This window comes from Sphingobacteriaceae bacterium, assembly GCA_002319075.1.
Classification (GTDB): Bacteria; Bacteroidota; Bacteroidia; order B-17B0; family Aurantibacillaceae; genus Aurantibacillus.
This window is the reverse complement of the sequence record NVQB01000001.1, coordinates 492,495-512,303: the sequence shown is the minus strand read 5'-3', so window position 1 is coordinate 512,303 and position 19,809 is coordinate 492,495. Positions and strand designations below refer to the sequence as shown.

19 protein-coding genes are annotated in these 19,809 nt (G+C 38.0%); 5 read left to right on the top strand and 14 right to left on the bottom strand.

The window, feature by feature from the left end; translation table 11 throughout:
* Positions 1–8: 8 nt before the first annotated feature.
* The 11 genes from CNR22_02425 to CNR22_02375 form a co-directional block, all read right to left on the bottom strand.
* The gene (locus tag CNR22_02425; GenBank protein ID PBQ34789.1) at positions 9–716 is read right to left on the bottom strand and encodes a UMP kinase; all 708 of its coding nucleotides are present in this window, start codon (positions 714–716) and stop codon (positions 9–11) included.
* 265 nt (positions 717–981) lie between these two features.
* The gene (locus tag CNR22_02420) at positions 982–1,806 is read right to left on the bottom strand and encodes an elongation factor Ts (GenBank protein ID PBQ30674.1); all 825 of its coding nucleotides are present in this window, start codon (positions 1,804–1,806) and stop codon (positions 982–984) included.
* Between the two features lie 157 nt (positions 1,807–1,963).
* Complete coding sequence (gene rpsB, locus CNR22_02415; protein PBQ30673.1) at positions 1,964–2,812, bottom strand: 30S ribosomal protein S2; 849 nt, start codon at positions 2,810–2,812, stop codon at positions 1,964–1,966.
* A gap of 30 nt (positions 2,813–2,842) precedes the next feature.
* Positions 2,843–3,229, bottom strand: coding sequence for a 30S ribosomal protein S9 (locus CNR22_02410; GenBank protein PBQ30672.1), 387 nt, complete (start codon positions 3,227–3,229; stop codon positions 2,843–2,845).
* Positions 3,230–3,240: 11 nt separating this feature from the next.
* Positions 3,241–3,696, bottom strand: coding sequence for a 50S ribosomal protein L13 (locus CNR22_02405; protein ID PBQ30671.1), 456 nt, complete (start codon positions 3,694–3,696; stop codon positions 3,241–3,243).
* A 105-nt stretch (positions 3,697–3,801) separates the two neighbouring features.
* On the bottom strand, positions 3,802–4,572 hold the full coding sequence (locus tag CNR22_02400; protein PBQ30670.1) for a hydrolase TatD: 771 nt from the start codon (positions 4,570–4,572) through the stop codon (positions 3,802–3,804).
* On the bottom strand, positions 4,569–5,210 hold the full coding sequence (locus tag CNR22_02395; protein ID PBQ30669.1) for a hypothetical protein: 642 nt from the start codon (positions 5,208–5,210) through the stop codon (positions 4,569–4,571). The genes CNR22_02400 and CNR22_02395 overlap by 4 nt, the downstream gene beginning before the upstream one ends.
* Before the next feature lie 99 nt (positions 5,211–5,309).
* The gene (locus tag CNR22_02390) at positions 5,310–6,035 is read right to left on the bottom strand and encodes a hypothetical protein (protein PBQ30668.1); all 726 of its coding nucleotides are present in this window, start codon (positions 6,033–6,035) and stop codon (positions 5,310–5,312) included.
* The gene (locus CNR22_02385; GenBank protein ID PBQ30667.1) at positions 6,022–8,757 is read right to left on the bottom strand and encodes a hypothetical protein; all 2,736 of its coding nucleotides are present in this window, start codon (positions 8,755–8,757) and stop codon (positions 6,022–6,024) included. Before CNR22_02385 ends, CNR22_02390 begins: the two co-directional genes overlap by 14 nt.
* 163 nt (positions 8,758–8,920) lie before the next feature.
* Positions 8,921–9,247, bottom strand: coding sequence for a hypothetical protein (locus CNR22_02380; protein PBQ30666.1), 327 nt, complete (start codon positions 9,245–9,247; stop codon positions 8,921–8,923).
* Between the two features lie 181 nt (positions 9,248–9,428).
* The gene (locus tag CNR22_02375) at positions 9,429–9,782 is read right to left on the bottom strand and encodes a hypothetical protein (GenBank protein ID PBQ30665.1); all 354 of its coding nucleotides are present in this window, start codon (positions 9,780–9,782) and stop codon (positions 9,429–9,431) included.
* Positions 9,783–9,906: 124 nt separating this feature from the next.
* Between CNR22_02375 and CNR22_02370 the strand changes: the two genes are divergently transcribed.
* Together CNR22_02370 and CNR22_02365 are read left to right on the top strand one after the other, a co-directional pair.
* A complete protein-coding gene (locus CNR22_02370; GenBank protein ID PBQ30664.1) occupies positions 9,907–10,116 on the top strand; it encodes a transcriptional regulator in 210 nt (69 codons plus the stop codon).
* Between the two features lie 45 nt (positions 10,117–10,161).
* Positions 10,162–10,785, top strand: a complete 624-nt coding sequence (locus CNR22_02365; protein PBQ30663.1) for a threonylcarbamoyl-AMP synthase — start codon at positions 10,162–10,164, stop codon at positions 10,783–10,785.
* Positions 10,786–11,120: 335 nt separating this feature from the next.
* On the opposite strand, the gene aroQ is transcribed toward CNR22_02365, so the two are convergent.
* On the bottom strand, positions 11,121–11,537 hold the full coding sequence (gene aroQ / locus CNR22_02360) for a type II 3-dehydroquinate dehydratase (GenBank protein PBQ30662.1): 417 nt from the start codon (positions 11,535–11,537) through the stop codon (positions 11,121–11,123).
* Between the two features lie 55 nt (positions 11,538–11,592).
* On the opposite strand from aroQ, the gene CNR22_02355 reads away from it, so the two are divergent.
* Genes CNR22_02355 through CNR22_02345 form a run of 3 tightly spaced genes read left to right on the top strand, consistent with a single transcriptional unit; the run spans position 11,593 to position 14,567 of the window.
* On the top strand, positions 11,593–12,501 hold the full coding sequence (locus CNR22_02355) for a tyrosine recombinase XerD (GenBank protein PBQ30661.1): 909 nt from the start codon (positions 11,593–11,595) through the stop codon (positions 12,499–12,501).
* 13 nt (positions 12,502–12,514) lie between these two features.
* A complete protein-coding gene (locus CNR22_02350) occupies positions 12,515–13,744 on the top strand; it encodes a 4-hydroxy-3-methylbut-2-enyl diphosphate reductase (GenBank protein PBQ30660.1) in 1,230 nt (409 codons plus the stop codon).
* 16 nt (positions 13,745–13,760) lie between these two features.
* Complete coding sequence (locus CNR22_02345) at positions 13,761–14,567, top strand: DNA polymerase III subunit epsilon (GenBank protein PBQ30659.1); 807 nt, start codon at positions 13,761–13,763, stop codon at positions 14,565–14,567.
* Here CNR22_02345 and murQ read toward each other — a convergent pair.
* Both murQ and CNR22_02335 read right to left on the bottom strand, forming a co-directional pair.
* Complete coding sequence (murQ, locus tag CNR22_02340) at positions 14,564–15,373, bottom strand: N-acetylmuramic acid 6-phosphate etherase (GenBank protein PBQ30658.1); 810 nt, start codon at positions 15,371–15,373, stop codon at positions 14,564–14,566. The genes CNR22_02345 and murQ overlap by 4 nt on opposite strands.
* Before the next feature lie 82 nt (positions 15,374–15,455).
* Positions 15,456–19,694 carry a hypothetical protein gene (locus tag CNR22_02335; GenBank protein ID PBQ30657.1) on the bottom strand — a complete coding sequence of 1,413 codons (4,239 nt, stop codon included), beginning with the start codon at positions 19,692–19,694 and terminating at the stop codon, positions 15,456–15,458.
* Positions 19,695–19,809: the final 115 nt, after the last annotated feature.

Sequence of the window (19,809 nt, the reverse complement as noted above, 5' to 3'; positions counted from 1 at the left end):
AAGAAAATTTACATTTCTACTAAAGTACCAATCTTTTCTCCTTCAATTAAATTTTTAAGATTTCCTTTTTTGTTCATGTCGAAAACAATGATAGGCAAATTATTTTCCTTACATAAAGTGAATGCAGTCATGTCCATTACTTCAAGACCTTTGCTGTAAACCTCATCAAAAGAAATAGTCTCATATTTGGTAGCGGTTTTGTCTTTTTCAGGATCGGCAGTGTAGATACCATCCACACGTGTTCCCTTTAAAATAACATTTGCCTCAATTTCGATAGCACGTAAAGTTGCTGCAGTATCTGTTGTAAAATAGGGATTTCCAGTACCTGCGCCGAAAATAACCACGCGGCCTTTTTCAAGGTGACGTACCGCTTTACGGCGAATGTATGGCTCGCAAATTTGTTCCATTTTAATAGCACTTTGAAGACGCGTGTGAACACCTAATCCTTCTAAAGCACTTTGTATAGCCATACTATTTATCACAGTAGCTAGCATGCCCATATAATCGCCGTGAACGCGATCCATTCCTCCTTTTTCTGCTTGTATGCCGCGGAAGATATTTCCACCGCCAATAACGATGGCTACCTGGCATCCGGCGTTGTATACCCCTTTAATCTCCTGGGCATATTCCATTAAACGTTCCTGGTCGATCCCGAAACCTTTATTTCCCATCAAAGCTTCTCCGCTTAATTTTAAAAGTACGCGTTTGTATTTCATAGATTTATTTTTTACCACTAAGACACTGAGAGCACTCAGTGTCAAAAAGAATGTTTTTAATTAAAATACGAAGATAATTAAGTTTGCTTTAATAGTCTTTCGCATAATTCAAGTAAACGAAAAGTCATTGCAATACTACCATTTGTCAGCACTTTGGTAAGCCAGTTTAACTTAGTGTTTCTCTGTGTCCTTAGTGCCTTAGTGGTTGCCTAACCAAACGTTCGTTCAAAAAAAATCCCGACTAAAAAGCCGGGATTTAAAAATATTAAGATAATGAATAACGCTTAAGGGCGGAAACCGTTAGGTCTTTCTCAACACCTTGTAAGAACTGGCGTACAGTCATTTTATTATCAATAAAGAACTCCTGGTTTAATAATGTAGAATCTTTATAGAATTTATTTAATTTACCTTGTGCAATTTTCTCAACCATATCTTCAGGTTTACCTTCAGCACGGGTAGTTTCGCGGGCAATGTCTAATTCACGTTCGATAGTAGTTTTATCTACATCGTCTTTATCGATAGCAACCGGAGCCATAGCTGCAGCCTGCATTGCGATATTTTTAGCAACTTCAGTAGTAACTTCTTTGTTGAAGCCTACAGCAACTGCTAAACGGTTACCCGGGTGAATATATCCTACTACTAATGGAGCAGTAACAATGCTGTAATAGCCAATGTCAATTTTCTCACCGATTTTACCAATCTGATCAAGAAATTTTTCAGCAATGGTGATTTCGTTATTATAAGGAAGAGCTTTTAACTCGTCGATAGTTGCTGGTTGTTTAGCTAAAGCCACACCTGCAACAGTTTCAGCAAACTGAATAAAGTCAGCGTTTTGCGCTACGAAGTCAGTTTCACAGTTAATGCTGATTACTACAGCTGTTTTATTATCTGAAGAAGTTTTAGCTAAAACTACACCTTCTTTTGCGTCGCGGTCAGCACGGTTAGCTGCTACTTTTGCGCCTTTTTTACGAAGAAAATCTACTGCGGCTTCAAAATCACCGTTAGCTTCTTCTAAAGCTTTTTTACAATCCATCATGCCCGCACCTGTTTGCTGGCGTAATTTGTTTACTTCTGCTGCTGTAATTGCCATTTTATTTATTTCTTATTAATTATTATTTATTTCGGCCTTTAATTTTCGCAAAGTCACTCTGAGCGGTCCAAATAGCTATCAGGATGAGAGTGCTTTGTCCTAAAAAAAACGGTCAGCCTGTTGCCAGAATGACCGCTTTAAAAAAATTATAGTAAAATTATTTTTTCGCTATCACTCTACGACGTGGTTTCTTAGCTCCACCTTCTTCTTCTTCTTCCTTAGCACCTTTAATGGTTGCACCTGCTGCTAATTCTTCAGCTTCAGAAGCACTCATTTCTTTTGTATCGTTTTCTTCAGCGTTATTTTCTTTATCCATTTTACGATCAGATAAACCTTCTTTTACTGCGTTCACCATTAATTCAATGATGTAAGCAATAGAAGTAGAAGCATCGTCATTAGCAGGAACTGCAAAATCAACTAAATTTGGATTTGAATTTGTATCCACAATCGCAAAAGTAGGGATGTTAAGACGTTTAGCTTCTGCTACTGCGATATGTTCTTTAGTGATATCCACAATGAACAATGCAGCTGGTAAACGTGTTAAGTCAGCAACTGAACCGAATTGTGTCTCTAATTTTGCACGCTCACGTGAAAACTGTAAACGTTCGCGTTTAGAAACGTTACTGAAAGTTCCATCAGCAAACATCTTGTCGATCTGGCTCATACGACGAACCGATTTACGGATCGTAGCAAAGTTAGTCAACATTCCACCTGGCCAACGTTCAGTAACATAAGGCATGTTAACTGTTTTTACTTTTTCGGCAACTATATCTTTTGCTTGTTTTTTAGTAGCTACGAATAAAACTTTACGACCAGAACGGGCGATTTGTTTTAAAGCGTCTGCTGCTTCATCAATTTTAGCAACAGTTTTGTTTAGATCGATAATATGAATTCCGTTCTTTTCGGCATAGATATAAGGAGCCATTGCCGGATTCCATTTGCTTTTAAGGTGACCAAAGTGTGCACCTGATTCAAGTAATTCGTTAAAGGATGTTCTTGCTGACATTTGTTATGTTCTCTTTCTTTAAATAAAATATTAACGTTTGCTGAATTGGAAGCGAGCACGAGCTTTTTTCTGACCGAATTTCTTACGTTCAACCATACGTGGATCGCGGGTAATTAAACCTGCTGCACGAAGATCTTTTTTTAACTCTGCATTCATTTCAACTAACGCTTTAGCAATAGCTAAACGAATAGCTTGTGCCTGACCTGTAATTCCGCCACCTGCAACATTTACTTTAACGTCGTAAGCTTCGCGAAGGTTTGAAACCATTAACGATTGCGTTACATAATAATGTAAAGTTGGAGTTTTGAAATATTCTTTGAAATCTCTTCCGTTTACTTCAATGTTTCCAGAGCCTGCTGTTACGTATGCACGTGCAACTGAAGTTTTTCTGCGGCCAGATGTATTAATTACTTCCATTTATTTCTTAATTACTTAATTTTACTTAAATCTATTTTTTTAGGCTGTTGAGCGTCGTGACCGTGCTCAGTACCTACGAAAATACGGATATTGGTGTTTAAAGTTCTACCTAAACGACCTTTTGGCAACATACCATGAATAGCATGTGATAAAATATCTTCAGGTTTTTTTGCCATTACCTCTTTTGGAGTGGCAAAACGCTGACCACCTTGGTAACCAGTGTAACGAATGTATTCTTTATCAGTAAATTTTTTACCGGTAAAGCGAACTTTCTCAGCATTAATGATAATTACATTACTTCCTGCATCCGCGTGCGGAGTATAACTTGGTAAATGTTTTCCACGAAGTAACATTGCTACTTTCGAAGCTAAACGTCCAACTACTTCATTTTCAGCGTCAACAAGTAACCATTCTTTATTGGCTGTTGCCTTGTTGGCAAATTTTGTTTTATAACTTAATGCGTCCACTTTGTAAAAATTTTAGTCTTTTCCCTAAAATAGGGGGTGCAAATGTAAGAAGTTTTTTTTAGTGAACAAAACTTTTTTGAAAAATATACGCAGGTTTTCAACAATTTATCCATTTTGAAAGATATATTTTGCGTTTTCACTTGTAATGCGCCCAACTTCCTCCATGGAGATATTTTTAATCTGGGCAATTTTACGGGCTACTTCTAATATATAAACAGGTTCGTTTCTCTTTCCGCGGAAAGGAACCGGAGCCAAATAAGGTGCATCTGTCTCTAAAACAAGATGTTGCAAATCAATCTGCTCTACCACTTTGTCAATTCCTGCATTTTTAAAGGTCACCACGCCTCCTATACCCAATTTAAATCCACCAAGATCAATAATCTTATTGGCCTGCTCTAAAGTGCCTGAAAAGCAATGGAAAATCGATCTTGGAAGGGTTGTATAAGAGCTCAGAATTTCGAAAATCGGATCAAATGCCTCACGACAGTGAATGGAAATGGGATAATTGTATTCTAATGCCCAGTCGATTTGCTGACGGAAAGCTGCCTTTTGCTCTTCCAAAAACGTTTTGTCCCAATATAGGTCTATTCCTATCTCACCTATGGCTATGAATTTTCTTTTATCAAGCCATTCTCTTACAAGATCTAATTCTTCTTTGTAGGTTTCTTTTACCGAACAAGGGTGCAGACCCATCATAGCAAAACAACTTTCTGGCAGTTCCTTTTCCAGGTCCAGCATGGGCTGTATAGAACCGGAGTCAATGTTTGGAAGGTAAAATTTCTTTACTCCGTTAGCTATGGCTTTTTCGATCAGTGCGGTTCTGTCTGCATTAAATTCTTCTGCATACAGGTGCGTGTGCGTGTCAACTATCATTATACCAGGGCGTCCATCGTTACTTTAACAACATTGTTCAATTCAGCTTTGGTAGCACCGCTTTGACTAAGCACTTTTAAACCACACAAGGCATTAAATAAAAAAGGCGCGTATGATTTTGGAGCGTTGCTGAGTTTCACATCATTGCTGCTCTGTGCATCGCTTAACCAGGTTGTGAAAAGTTCGTGCATGCTTTCTTTATTGTTGCAAATTAATTGGGATGTTTTCTCGCATTGTTTACTCATCTCAGCAGCTGCGTTTACCATCAAACAGCCATTATCTCCTGGATTTTCAACTATGTGATTAACCGCTTCTTTAAAAAGGAATTCTATTTTTTGCATGCCGTTTAATTTTTTCTGGTTCACGTTTTCGTAGCCATCTTTTTCGGCATTGTTATAAAATTCAAGAGATTGTAAGTAGAGTGTGTGTTTGTCTTTAAACGAATCGTAAAGACTGCTGCGGCTAAGTCCGGTAGCTTTGAGGATTTCGTCTATCGAAGTTCCATTATATCCTTTTTGGTGAAAGATCGTAGAAGCAACTTCCAAAACCTTTTCTTTATTAAATTGTTTTACTTTTGGCATAAGAGTGGTTTTATTCACCACAAAATTATCAATTCGGAACGAATATTCCAAATACTGCATAAAGACACTAATTTCACGAATTACACAAAGAAATTTGTAAAAACCCTTCTAATCCTTCAACTTCTCTGACTTAGTGTTATTAGTGAAATTTGTGTCGCACTACCAGATTCCAAACTGCTCTGTCATCTCTTCTTTAAACCATTTTTCGTGCCCGTATTGTTTTGCGAGCATAGCTTTAAGCTCCGGAACAGTATAAATTTTCTTCTTTTTTGGTGGAATAAAAACGGAGGCCTCGGGTTTTAAAATTTCCACTTTTTTCGCAAAATAAACAATGCCGCCATCTTCTGTGGCAAGTCCAAGAATAGTACCTGGCAAACCATTAAAACTTTCAGGACCAGTAGATGCAATAATATCGTAACTGAACCAGGCATAAATCCGTGTACTGTCGTTTGCCTGCCAAATCGCCTTGCGGCACATGTAGCCGGCTATTTTACGACTGCTTTGAGTGATCTGCCATTCGCGCTTAAATATACTGTCGGTTAAATGAAGTTCTTCACCCCACATGGTTTTTATGAGGTAACGTTTGTCCTGATTAGGATATTGATAAACCGTATTTTTTGCCGTGGCCCAGCTTAAATTTTCTCTCAATTCTGTTTCCTGGGGTTTAAACACAGAGCAAGAGTCAGTTATGTAAAGTTCGAAATAATCTATTTTTATTTTTTCTTCTTCTTTAATCCAGCGTTGAATATCATTGCTCTTTTTGAATTTTTTATAAAGATTTGTTTTGCGCTCAAACGTTATTTTAGCGGAGTTGATCTGGCCCTTCAATCCTAAACCAGCGCAGGTTAGGAAAAGTAAGAGTATAAGCTTGTTAAAAGTCACCATCGTCTTCAACTTTAGTTTTTGTGTTATTAAATTTGTACAGTAATTTCAATAAAAAGTAACGTTTGATAATTTGCGTTTTCGTATCTACAATTTGATTGCTGGTAATGTAGCGTTGATTGCTTATATTTTGATTTAAAATATCGTTGGCATTTAAAGATAAAATCAGATTTTCAGTTTTCAGGAAGGAGCGAGCCAGACTTGCATTCCAGATAAAGTAGTTGATGTTATAACCGGGTGTACGGTTACCGTTATCCGTATATTTTCCGTCTGTTAAAACTACCCATCTTTTTGTAAGCTTAACCATGATGCTTCCTTCAAGACTGTACATGTAGTAGGGTTGATTGGATTGAACACTGATGTTTGATTTTGGAATACTGTAGGTGTAATTGGCACCTAAATCGACAGCGAATTTTTCGGCATTTTTATTAAGATTCAGTCCAGGACTAAAAGTAATATTTTGAGCAATATTGCGCGTTCCATTTACATAAGACACGTTATTGGAAAAACCTCCGTTAAAATTATAATACACCTTAAAGAATTTTTTAAACATGGGAAAACCTCCGCCAAACCAAACATTGCTATTGTAGTTTCCGTTAATGTTTACAGGCTGAGTGATAGCGCGTCCTTCTGAATCGTAAACCGTGTTATTAGAAATCTGGTTCATCGTATTAATAAAATTTCCACCCGACCAAAAGTTTACATCCTTAATTCCTTTGTAGAAATAATAATTCATGGTGAAGTTATTACTGAAGGTCGGTTTTAGATTTGGATTTCCGATAGAGATACGATTGGGATCGCTGTTATCGCGCACCGGCTGCATTTGTTGGAGGTCTGGCTGTTGTGACGAAGAATTATAGTTCACCGAAAAATTAGAACCCTGGTTGATGCGGTAATTAAAAGACGCAAGGGGTAAAATATTGTTTACGTTCTGCTGTAATTTATTTCCGGTGGTGATGTTTATATTTTCCTGTTGAATATTTCTGAAATAACTACCGATCACTATCCTGTATTTTTTTACATCGTAAATTAATTTAGTTCCAGCGCGATTAATGATCCGTTTGTTTTCGAAGTTATTCGACAAGGCAGAATCAAGTAAGTCATAGCCTGTCGCTCTTTGGTTAAAAGTTTGACGGTTATTAGTGTTGAAGTTGTTAGTGAAATTATATCCGACTTCTGTTTTAAATTTCTTGGTCAAAGGCTCAATGTATGTGATGGAGGCATTGTGCTCCATTTTAGAATTGTTTTGACTCCGCTGCTGCGACAGACTACTGTCGGCCTGCTGATCATTAAAATAAATAAAGTTCGTTTCTAAATTGGTCAAACTTTCATTACTGTTATAAATGGGCTGGTACGTCACGTTTAAATTCCGGTCTTTCTTTTTGAACTTGCGATCGAGTTTAAACAAGATATTAGCATCACGTGATTCGTTTGTAGTTTTATTTCTAATTACGGTTCGGCGGGTTGTAATATCGTCTTCCGATGTAAAATCATCTGTTTGGGTATTATTGTTACTCGAAGAAACATATTTTAATTTCGGCGCTACAGTCAGTTCAGTTAGTGAATCTAATTTTTGAATGATCCTGAAATTAAAGTTGTGGCTTTGATTTTTCGAAACACTGCTTTTTATTTTCAGATTGCTATAGGTCGTGTCGGTTAAAAAGAACTGGGTGTTTGTTTCCGACTTACTATTTAGTTGATTTTGATTAAAAGTATAATCTGTATTTACTTTTGTATTCTTTCCAATCTTATCGTTAAAATAAAAACCCGATTTAATAGTGAGTGGTACGCCGGTTCCTTTGTCGTTATTATTTGTCCAGCTTCCTGTTTCATCGTTATAGCTCCACTGTTGTTCATTGCTTAATCCATACTTATCGGCTTCTTGTCCACCAAAAGCTTGTTTGGGGGTATTGGCAACCAGGCCAAAAACACTCACTTTTCTGTTCCCTTTAAAATGATTGGCCAAAAGTTCAGCTTCGTAAAAATTTTGAAAATCGCTGGCACCGGAAACCTTACCGAAATAGCCTTTCTTGGCATCGTCCTTCATTTTCAGATTGACGACCTTTAATGTTTCGGCAGCGCCCTCTTCGGTACTTTCATTTTTTTTATCAAATACTTGTACGTTATCAATCGAAGTAGCGCTAAGGTTGCGCGTGGCAATAGTTGGATCTGTCCCAAAAAATTCATCCCCATCTACCAATACCTGGTCTACTTCTTTTCCCTGTATGGTTATTTTTCCATTCTGATCCACACGCACACCAGGAAGTTTTCTAAGAAGATCTTCTACGGTAGCATTGGGCGCGGTTTTAAAGGAGTCTGCGGTAAAAATCAAGGTATCGCCTTTGTAATAACTTTTTTCTTTAGGCGCTACAATTTCAACTTCGTTCAGTACAATGGATTTTGGTGGCAGAACTACATTCTTAAAATTAAAGACAGAATCTTTTGGCGAAGGAACCAATAAATAGGTCTTGTCACTAAAATTTGGATGGGATAAAATAACAATATAAGTATCGAGCGGTACCCGTACCGGAGAAAAAACACCCGAACTGTTTGAACGGGTGTATTTGACTAACGTAGAATCGCTGAACTTCAAAGCCATTAAGAGCACATTCGGCAGACCGCCCTTGCTCGCGGTATCTTTAATATTGCCGGAAAGTCTCAAGGTTTGAGATTTTGAAAATAGAGAGGCTAATAAAAATAACAGAACTGGTATTTTTTTACTCATGTGTGTGGGGTTTGTCTATTGGGTTACTCGATAACGAAAGTATTTAAAAAAAGATACATCCGCAGTTAACGACTTGTTAACGGGAGGAAAAATTAAATTTTTTGGCTTTTTTTGGCAAGTAATGTTTAGGACTGGACGAATAAATTTAATACCAGGTCTAACCTCAATAATTAAACAACAGATTAACAGGTTTGCCTTTCTGAAGGCATTTTTTTTTAGCAAAACTAATTTGCTTTTGAAAATCAAAATTTACGTTATTTTCAAAGGAAGTAAGAATTACATTCTGAGTCTTTGTCTCGATTTTTTCAATTCGATACGGAATATTTGGCAGAATGATTTTAGCGGTAAGGCACTTCGGAAGATATTGTTTTAAAGTTATTAGTGCAGTGTCTTTAATGTTATGTATCATCACTAACTTTGATGATAACGAGTCGTTTTTTATCGTCGAATTTTTTCCGGTCAAAGAGTCGGGATTTTTGTAATCATACACGCTAAATTTAATAAGGTCATAAATCAGCTTATTTTTTTAGCAATAAGGATATGAGCTTCATTTTCTGGACCTGTTACAATTTCTGGTATATTTATTTTCTCAAGATTTATTTCTATATAAGTAAACTCACAATTGGAGTAAATATGCAGTTTCGATTTAGAAATTATTACATGCCTTGCGATTATTTCTTCCGTTGATTTTTTTTGTTTTGCTGTGAGCTGGAAGTCTGATGGAGCGCACCCTCCAAATCAATTTTCGAGCTTGCAAATATTTTGTTGATACAAGTGTATTCTGAATAGCAAGTTTGCGCTTGAATTGCGAAACTCATAACTAGAAAGTTTAATGGTAATAATAACCTTTGCATCATTTCGACCAAATTAATAAATTTTTCGGCCACAAAATCATGGCCGAAAAATTTCTCATTAACTTTAGGATACAATTTCCATTGCGACTTGATGCCTAAAAGTAGGGTCATTTTGAAAGTAAAAATTCCAACCAGCGCTATCCCCGGATTGAAAAAACATATCGTTACCATTGTTTGGCACAATAAGGCCAAAAGTTAATACAGTGGGAGTTGTGGTGCCAGGACACTTGACAGATAAAGATCCAGTAAAATTCCCTCTAATTACGTTGTACTCGCCACTCTAAAAAATATCCAAATGATCGGTTACAAATTAAAATCTCTAAGAGAGTCTAAAGGCCACTCGCAAGAATACATGGCGATACATTGCAATATAGAACAATCTTCTTATTCACGCCTTGAATCTGGAATTATTAAGCCTGATTTTATTAAATTGCGTGTCATAGCGAAAATTCTTGACCTCGATTTTCATGCGCTGATTGATGAAATGGCGAAAGATTCAGCTTAACCATTTTTATAAGATATCTCCGTGAGATTTCTGTAACTTTGATTTGTGCTAATTCGAATCAACGATAAAAATATTCCTTCTGCTTCTATTTATCAAATAGTAAACTGTTTGAAAGACGGAGGGATTATTATTTATCCTACAGATACAGTATATGCGCTGGGTTGCGACATTACTAATACAAAAGCTGTAGAAAGAATTTGCAGACTGAAAGGCATTAAGCCCGAGAAATCTCATTTTTCTTTTGTGTGCTCTGATCTGAGTCATTTATCTGAATATACCAAGGCCATTCCCAATCATATTTTTCGTGTGATGAAAAAGGCTTTGCCGGGTCCTTATACTTTTATATTAGAAGCCAGCAACAAGGTTCCGAAATTATTGAAACAGAATAAAAAAACGGTAGGTATCCGTGTCCCTGATAATTTAATTTGTAAAGAGATCGTGAATGCGCTAGGTAATCCTTTAATTTCTACCAGTCTTATTGACATGGAAGATGATATTACCGAATATTTCGCTGACCCGGAGATTATCCATCAGCAGTACGAAGACAAGGTGGATATGGTAATTGATGGGGGCTTTGGAAACCTGTTTCCTTCTACTGTTATCAATTGTAGTAACGATGAGTTTGAAGTTATTCGCGAAGGGATGGGGAGCCTGGAGATTTTGGCTTAGCTTTCCGCTCACACGTTGAAGGTTTAACCACATAGGCACATAGAGATAGATTACCTTGCGCTTAAAGGAGTACATAGGAAATAAAGCATTGCTTTATTTTAGATCCCAACTTCATCTGGAAAATTATCGCTTATCCCTTTGTTATTGACTGTGGTTTTGGAAATCTTTTTCCGTCTACTGTTATCAATTGTTAGTAACGATGAGTTTGAAGTTATTCGCGAGGGGATGGGGAGCCTGGAGATCCTTACGTAGTTTCGTATTTTTTATTCAGCGCCATTTTGCAGTTAATAGTTGAAAGTCAATAGTCTTCTATTACGAGTGATGAGAAAAATAATCTATTCTAAAAAGCTCTTCAATGCCATTTCGTAGCCCGTCAAACCAAAACCACTAATGCTGCCTTTGCATTTTGCGCCTAAGTAAGAAACGTGTCTGTAATCTTCGCGGGCGAAAATATTGCTGATGTGAACTTCTACAACCGGAGTTTTTATACCGGCAATTGCGTCTGCAATGGCTATGGAAGTGTGTGTATAGGCGCCGGCATTCAGAATAATACCATCGTAAGAAAATCCTGCATCATGCAATTTATTGATGAGTTCTCCTTCTACATTACTTTGAAAATAATATAATTCAATATCCCTGTATTTTTTTTTCAATGTCTCGTAATGACTTTCAAAAGTAGAGTTACCGTAAATTTCGGTTTCTCTTTTTCCTAAAAGATTTAAGTTGGGACCGTTTATAATAAGTATCTTCATCTGGTGATAAAATTAGAACTAATTTTTGGATTCAAAAAGATAGTTTCTTGCTAGTATGAGTGCGTGGAATATATATTACAGAAGGTTTAAGCAGTTTCTTCAACTGGAAAGATCTATGTCAAAAAACACCATTGAAGCATACGCTGACGATCTTAAAAAACTGGAGAATTATTCCGAAGGTTTTCTCGGCTATCAAAGCCCTTTAAGTTTTACCTACAAACAGTTGCAGGGCTTTGTAGAGTGGATTGCAGAGCTTGGGTTTTCTGCTGCTACACAATCGCGCATTATTTCAGGGATTAAGACTTTTTATAAATTTTTGCTGCTCGAAAACGAATTAAAACAAAGTCCTGCCGAACTTTTAGAAACTCCTAAACTCCGGAGAAAACTTCCTGAATTTTTAAGTACAGAAGAAATTGACAAGATGATTGGGTGTGTAGATCGCAGTAGTCCCGAAGGTGAAAGAAATGTTGCCATTCTTGAAACACTGTATAGTTGCGGACTGCGTGTAAGCGAATTAACTAATTTAAAAATTACAGATCTGCACCTGGATAACGATTACATTAAAATAGTAGGCAAGGGCAATAAGGAAAGACTTGTCCCTATTGGCAAGATCGCCAAAAAATTAATCAGCTCTTACATAAGCCAGGTTCGGGTGCATCTGCCGGCGAATTCCAGATCAGAAGACATTGTGTTCCTGAACAGGCGTGGTGGGCAGCTATCTCGCGTTATGGTTTTTTATATCATTAAAGATCTCGCAGAAAAAGCGGGAATCAAAAAATCGTTAAGTCCGCATACTTTTCGTCATTCTTTCGCCACGCACCTGGTAGAGGGTGGGGCAGACCTAAGAGCAGTGCAGGAAATGCTTGGACACGAAAGTATTACCACCACCGAAATATACACACACCTGGACAGGCAGTTCTTAAGAGATAACATTTTGACCTATCATCCGCGCAATAAAAAATAGTAAATTTACATTCATGAAAACCTTTAACGTTCCTGAATTTTATAGGAGTCCGATCATTGCGAAAGTAAAACAGTTTCGTAAAATTCAGGATCCGCGTAAAAAGGACAATAGCCCGACCATACTTGATTTTGGGCCTGTGCAATATTATGTTGCGCGGCACTTTGGATTTTGTTACGGCGTGGAGAACGCGATTGAAATTGCCTTCCGGGCTTTAGATGAAAATCCGGGTAAACGTATTTTTTTATTGAGTGAGATGATCCATAATCCGGATGTAAATAAAGATCTAACCGAAAGAGGCGTTCAGTTTCTGCAGGATACGCATGGTCATCAATTGATTCCCTTTGAAGTTTTGACTTCTTACGATATTGTGATGATTCCTGCGTTTGGAGCGCCTTTGCCACTACTGAAATTATTAGAAGAAAAAGGCATTAAAACCGAATCTTACAATACTACTTGTCCTTTTGTAGAACGTGTCTGGAAAAAATCAGAAACAATAGGCAGAACAAAACATACCATTATTATCCATGGAAAAAACAGTCACGAAGAAACCCGTTCTACTTTTTCACGCAGCGCTATAGATAGCGATGCCGTTGTAGTTGTGCGTGACATGGAGGAATCGAAAAGACTGGCAGAATATATTTCAGGAAACAAAAACCAACAAAGCTTTGAAGAAGAATTTAAAGGAAAGTTCACTCCTGGATTTACAATAGATCAGCATTTCAAAAAATTAGGTGTGATCAATCAAACCACCATGCTTGCAACAGAGACGCAGGAGATCGCGGATTACTTTAAAAAAGTGATGGTAGAGAAGTATGGAGAAGAAAAGATCACTGATCATTATGCTGATACACGAGACACTTTGTGTTATGCGACTAACGAAAACCAGGACGCCACTTACGGACTTTTAGAAAGCGATGCAGACATTGCCATCGTTGCAGGGGGGTACAATAGCAGTAATACCTCGCATTTGGTAGAATTGTGTGAACGTAAATTTCCGACCTATTTTATTTCGTCAGCTAAAGAAATTCTAAGCTCAACTACCATTCAGCATTTTGATTATCCGACTAAAAAAATGCTGAAGACGGAAAATTTTCTTCCGTCGAAAAGCCCTTTGAAAGTCATTATCACTAGCGGCGCTTCTTGTCCTGATTCCATTTTAGAAAATATTATCCATAAAATAAACAGCTTTTTTCAAGACGTAAAGCCTTTAGATGAGGTGCTAAAACATTTGGAACCTGCTTAAGACAAACAACCAGACTATGCAAATTAAACTTAACAAAGCCCTTATATTTTTAGACATTGAAGCAACAGGACTCAGCATAGGATCTGACCGTATTGTAGAAATTTGTCTGTTAAAAATGAATCCCGATAATAGCACGGAAACAAAAACCGTACGAATCAACCCTGAGATTCCTATTCCTGAGATTGTTTCAAAGATTCATGGTATTTATGATAAGGATATTGTAGACGCTCCAACTTTTAAGGAAGTAGCTCCAGGCCTTTTGAAGTTTATAGGTAATGCAGATTTTGCAGGGTACAATTCTAATAAGTACGACATTCCTTTGTTAGCCGAAGAATTTTTAAGAGCAGAAGTGGATTTTGATCTGGAGGGAAGGAAATTGGTGGATGTTCAGAATATTTTCCATTTTATGGAGCCAAGAAATTTAAGCGCAGCCTACAAGTTTTATTGTAATAAACCTTTAGAGAACGCTCACAGTGCGGAAGCAGATGTGATAGCAACTTTCGAGATCTTTAAAGCTCAGTTAGAAAAATATGAAGGCCTTGAATTAAAAGACGAAAAAGGAAATCTTTACCAACCTGTAGTAAACGACATTTCAAAACTCAGTGATTTTTCTATGCGTGCAAAAAATGTAGATCTTGCGGGAAGAATTGTTTACAACGAAAAAGGTCAGGAAGTTTTTAGTTTCGGAAAGCACAAAGACAAACCAGTGGTAGACGTTTTTACAAAAGAACCTTCTTATTATAGCTGGATGATGAATGGTGATTTCCCGCTTTATACAAAAAAGGTGATCACTAAAATCCGCCTCGGAATGAAATTGCTTTAGATAGCCTTATAAGCTTCTGTTGCCTTTCTCACATTGCCATGTTTCAGTAAAAGCACTTTTGCCTCTTCGTAATTTGTTATGCCTGTATTCTTCATAAGCATTAGCGTGCCGCGGTCTACAAGTTTGTTATTACTCAATTGCATGTCTACCATTTTGTTTCCCTTTACGCGGCCCAGTTTAATCATCACGGAGGTAGAGATCATGTTTAGCGCCAATTTCTGAGCAGTTCCGCTTTTCATACGTGTAGAACCGGTAACAAATTCAGGTCCTACAACAATTTCCACCGGAAACTTAGCAACTCTCGCTAGCTCACTACCAGTATTACAGGTAATACAAGCCGTAAGAATATTTTTTTCGTTGCAGGTTATCAATGCCCCTATAACATAAGGCGTAGATCCTGAAGCGGCGATGCCAATAACCACATCCTTATCGGTGATGCTGTATTTTTCAAGATCGAGCCACCCTTGTTTTAAGTCATCTTCCGCAAACTCTACCGCTTTGCGAATAGCTTCATCGCCACCGGCAATCAGGCCAACTACAATTCCTTGTTCAATGCCATAGGTAGGTGGACATTCACTCGCGTCTACAATGCCCAATCTGCCACTGGTTCCGGCTCCCATATAAAAAAGTCTACCGCCTTGCTTCATCCGCTCCACAATTTTTTCTACCACTACTTCAATTTGAGGGATAGATTTTTCCACTGCTAAGGGTACCGTTTTATCTTCCTTGTTCATATTAGAAAGAAGTTCAGGCACGCTCATTTGTTCAAGGTTGTTGTAGTAAGAATCGGCTTCGGTAGTTTTCATCACATTAAATTTTCATTCATAAAATTAGAGCAAAAAAAAAGCTGTCCGACCCGGACAGCTTTTTTTTATGAAGAGTTTAATGTTATTTTGTTACAACCAATTTCGATACACGTTTCACCGCTGCATCACTTTTAATGTTTACAATGTAAACACCAGAGCTTAAGTTTTGTGTGCCAAAAGTATATTCTATTTGACCGTCAATAGTTCCAATAGGTTCAGTTTGAACGATACGTCCGCTGATATCCATAATTTGTAACACTGCAGTCTCACCATCAACACTGCTGAAAGAAACCGTTGCGTTTCCATTAGTAGGATTTGGATACAAACTCAGGTTTTTACCTTCAGTTTTCTTTTCATACTCGTTTAAACCAACTATGTAAGGAACGTATTCACCATTAGTCCAGATACCGCGACCATTGGTAGCAACATAGATCTGACCTGAATTGTAGCAATCCCATGGTTGAAAAGTTTGTTGTTTAATGTCAAACACCTGAACCTTTGGTAAAGCATTGTTGGCACTTGTAATATTTTTATTGGCATTGTCCCAGGTTACAGAACCAGCAGTAATGTTGGTGGTATAAAATAACCCGTTATCTGTACCCACATATACAATCTTATCATCTGTTTTTTCCATCATCGAACAATAAGTAACCTGCACAGTAGAAGGTAAGGTACCTTGTGCATTAACCCAGCCAGCAGATGCAGCCGTTGATTTTGAAATGTCATTATTGGCATACATTATGGTTCCTGTTGTTCCTGTAGAAGTACTGTTGAACGTTAGAGCAATGTGTTTGCTATCGTTACTAACACTAATACTGGTAATAGGTTTGTCGAATGTACCAACAAGAGTTGTTCTGAAAGGAGATACCGGATTTAAAGATGCAGAATTGATTGGCGCTGAATATTTGTAAATATCGTTATAGAATTTTCCAGAATAAGAAGATGGGGAAAGATCCATAACGGTATTAATATGAGAAACACGGTATAGATTGTGTGCTGTAGGTGTTCCAGTAGATGCTGTTGCATAATACAATTCTGTTCCTGTTTTGCTCCATTCAAGCATGGTAGGTTTTCCTGTAACAATAATGGTGTTAGTTGTTCCTACACCAGCGTTATCGTCTGTGTACAAAGGCGTGTTATTTTGACTCACCCTAACTACAGCCATTGGATCGTTTAATGCCAAAGGATTTTTACATACAACAATAGCATCATTACTATTTGTTTGCGATACAGTATTATAAATTATACCAAGTCTGGCTGAGATATAAGAACGCATTTTAATAATCGGGTTACTTTTTGCAAAAGCAACTCCTCCGGTTACTGAAACGGTAGTAACCGTGTTGAAAGGAAAGTTAAAAGTAATAGACGAATTCGGAGCAGCTAAAGTATTTGAGCTAATACCATCAATAGTGTAAGTAATAGCTGTAGTTCCGGTATTTACGGTAAAAGTAGGGTTATCCACTTGCGTAACAGCTCCAGGATTCAGAACATAAGTTGTAGTTCCTACTGTACTGAAAGTTTGTTGTGTTACTGTTCCAGTAGTTTGTGTTATAGTGTATGTTGTAGTTACCGTAGGACTTACCACAAAAACATTCGGCGCATTTGCTATAGTTGTATTAACACTTGGACTAATGCTGAATGAAGTAGGGGTTAACGTAAAAATCTCTGCTACCGGCACCGTGCCTGTTGCAGGAGGTGTAAGGATAGTGTAAGAAGGATTAGCACTAGTTGGTGAAACGGTAAAAGAATTCGCACCCGCTGTCTGCGTAACATTGCCTGGCAATAATGTATAACTTGTAGCAGTAACATTAGTTGAGGTGATCACCGCTGTTGTTGGAGTTATAGATACCGAATAATTAACAGCCTTGGCATTAACTGTAAACGTACCAAACTTTTGAACTGTGTAGGTAGTTGTGCTTGACGGAGTAACTGTGAAAACCGGATTACTACTCGTAACCGGAACAGGGTTTGAGTTAGAAACGAGCACATAAGTTGGATTCGTTACCGCTACTGTATTTGTAGAAGTTACCGTGAAACTGCTATTTCCTGAATCTCTCCAGCTAAGAGATTGGGTAAGAACAGACGAGTAGGTATTTGTTTTTGTAGAAATATTATTATCCGTTGCTGTAACTACGTCACCGGCGGCATATTTGTAGTAAACCGTAGCGAACACCCTGTAATATACCGAGGGATCAGGTACAATAATCGCAGTTCCGGTGGCATTTACAGGCAACTGGGTTACTGTTTTGGTCATGAACGGCGCGGTAGGAAAATTGATATTAAAATTATCTATTAAACTGGAAGTATTTAATGTAAAAGTTACCGGGATAGTGGAAGCACCCGTTGAATTGGCGGTAACGATGGTTGTATTTGTAGGTGTAGGGTAAGTAGGCGGTAATGTTACATAAATCGTTTTACCATCGCCAGGTTGGTTGTAAGGAGGAGAATCTTTCAAAGCTCCATCTATAGGAAGCTGAACCGTTCCAGTTCTAACCACTACGTAGTCAATTAAAGCATATTTATTTGGTCTTGCCGTTGAGAAAGGGAAAAATGTTTGCGTAGTTAAAACAGGAATAGTAGAAACTGAAGCCTGGTATCTAACCGTATCATTGTAAAAATAAGCTGAATCGGGCGAATTAGTTTGTCCGTAATTTTCCCAGAATTTAAAGGGGGTTCCTGTTGTTGTATTTGTGTTATTAGAGAAACCGTCAGTAGTTGGTGCTATTTTAGACAACACACCTGAATAGGTATTTATCTGGGCTTGTCCTGGAGTTGATACTTTTACATTCGCAGATCTGTAGAGTGCGCCGTTTCCTAAACTTGTGTAGGCCGCATTTGGCAAAATCTTAGAATATTCGGTGTTGTATACCTCACCGGCGAGGTAAGATCTTTCTTCCGTAACAAGGGTATCCTTTCCACTAAAGTAAGTCATACCATTACCGCCTGTTCCTCCTATAAATCCAACGTAAGGAGTGATCTTGTGTCCTGTTGTGTCAACCCCAATGCCTTCTCCAGTCGGATAGCGCTCAATACTTACTGAATTGTACTGTCCTGTAACCATTCCTTTGTAGAAAGGTTGAAAAGAAGGAAAACTATTGATATTGCCGCCTAAAAAGGAAGCAAGGTCACTTGATCTGAACACGCCTGCGTCTGTTACAAAGTAAAATCTTGCAGGACTTCCCGGAACAAATTTAATATCATGAATGTTTTGATGTAAATATAATTGGTTACTGGCGAGAAAGCTTTGTCCAAAAGAATTCCAATCGCCTATTGGATTTGTATTAGAATTGTTATTACGTTGCCATACATAGAAAGAATAACCACCAAAATAAAGTCTATCAGAATTAGATGGATCTACTAACAACACTTGCGAATAGTCTCCTGAAGCCGTAGTTCCGCCGTCAGACAATGGATCGAGTTGAGAAGATCCCTGTGCGATCAAAGCCCAGTCTGTACCGCCGTTATACGACACAAATAATCCTTTTAAAGTGGAGGTGTTTCCACCAGTGTATTTGTTAGCGCAGGAAGCATAAATAACATTGTTGTTAGAAGGTGCAATGGCTAATTCGATACGCCCGTAAAAATTATCCGTTAAAACACTGGAACTTGGAGTTATAGCTATAAAAGAGGTTAAACTCGCATCTGTTGATCTGTAAACCTTGCTGGCAAGCGCCGCAGTAGAGCCACCGGCTTCTGCGCCAATCGAACAATACAAAATCCCGTTAGAGTCAAATTTAACGTCTTGTCCACTTATAGTAGTTCCTGTAGGAGCTCCGGCTAAAGATACCTGAACAAAGCCAGAACCTGTATTAACCCAGATTCCTGAGTTGGTAGCAAGGGCCATATTATTAGCAGAAACAGGACTGCAGGCCACACGGTTAATAACAGTACCTACCTGCGAACTTGAAACAACCTGAACAAGCGTAGAATTGGATTGATCAAGTCTGTATAGACCTGTACCCACCTGAGCCTTGTTTTTTTGACCAGATCTCAAAAAACCTTCGCCGGTTCCAGCGTAAATAGTGCCATCGGCACCTTGCGCAAGGTAACTGATATTGCGAACATCCGCCTGATCATTCACGGGAGTCCATTTTACGCCACTGTTAACAGACTTAAAGATACCGCTGGAAGCACTTCCCACGTATAATACGGCGGAGTTGCTTTGGTCGACGATCATGTTACGTGCCCTTCCGGCATTGTAAACAGGTCCGGCAATCTTCCAATTCTTAGGGGTAACCTGTGCAGTCATTAAAGAGCTGAGTGCGGCCAGTGCAAGTAGACCAAAAACCTTTTTCATTCTATGTGGCGTATAATTTATCATATCAAAATGATGTTAATTTAAAGATTTGTAAATTTTAACAAATTTGTTCAATTTTATTCATAAATCAAAATGCTTTTGGGCAGTTTTTGATAAAAATGCGGCTTTTCTTTAAAAC

Coding starts and splice junctions, on each gene's coding strand:
- CNR22_02425 (PBQ34789.1), bottom strand. CDS start 716: ATGAAATACAAACGCGTACTTTTAAAATTAAGCGGAGAAGCTTTGATG.
- CNR22_02420 (PBQ30674.1), bottom strand. CDS start 1,806: ATGGCAATTACAGCAGCAGAAGTAAACAAATTACGCCAGCAAACAGGT.
- rpsB (PBQ30673.1), bottom strand. CDS start 2,812: ATGTCAGCAAGAACATCCTTTAACGAATTACTTGAATCAGGTGCACAC.
- CNR22_02410 (PBQ30672.1), bottom strand. CDS start 3,229: ATGGAAGTAATTAATACATCTGGCCGCAGAAAAACTTCAGTTGCACGT.
- CNR22_02395 (PBQ30669.1), bottom strand. CDS start 5,210: ATGCAGTATTTGGAATATTCGTTCCGAATTGATAATTTTGTGGTGAAT.
- CNR22_02390 (PBQ30668.1), bottom strand. CDS start 6,035: ATGGTGACTTTTAACAAGCTTATACTCTTACTTTTCCTAACCTGCGCT.
- CNR22_02385 (PBQ30667.1), bottom strand. CDS start 8,757: ATGAGTAAAAAAATACCAGTTCTGTTATTTTTATTAGCCTCTCTATTT.
- CNR22_02375 (PBQ30665.1), bottom strand. CDS start 9,782: ATGGTAACGATATGTTTTTTCAATCCGGGGATAGCGCTGGTTGGAATT.
- CNR22_02370 (PBQ30664.1), top strand. CDS start 9,907: ATGATCGGTTACAAATTAAAATCTCTAAGAGAGTCTAAAGGCCACTCG.
- aroQ (PBQ30662.1), bottom strand. CDS start 11,537: ATGAAGATACTTATTATAAACGGTCCCAACTTAAATCTTTTAGGAAAA.
- CNR22_02355 (PBQ30661.1), top strand. CDS start 11,593: ATGAGTGCGTGGAATATATATTACAGAAGGTTTAAGCAGTTTCTTCAA.
- CNR22_02350 (PBQ30660.1), top strand. CDS start 12,515: ATGAAAACCTTTAACGTTCCTGAATTTTATAGGAGTCCGATCATTGCG.
- CNR22_02345 (PBQ30659.1), top strand. CDS start 13,761: ATGCAAATTAAACTTAACAAAGCCCTTATATTTTTAGACATTGAAGCA.
- murQ (PBQ30658.1), bottom strand. CDS start 15,373: ATGAAAACTACCGAAGCCGATTCTTACTACAACAACCTTGAACAAATG.
- CNR22_02335 (PBQ30657.1), bottom strand. CDS start 19,694: ATGATAAATTATACGCCACATAGAATGAAAAAGGTTTTTGGTCTACTT.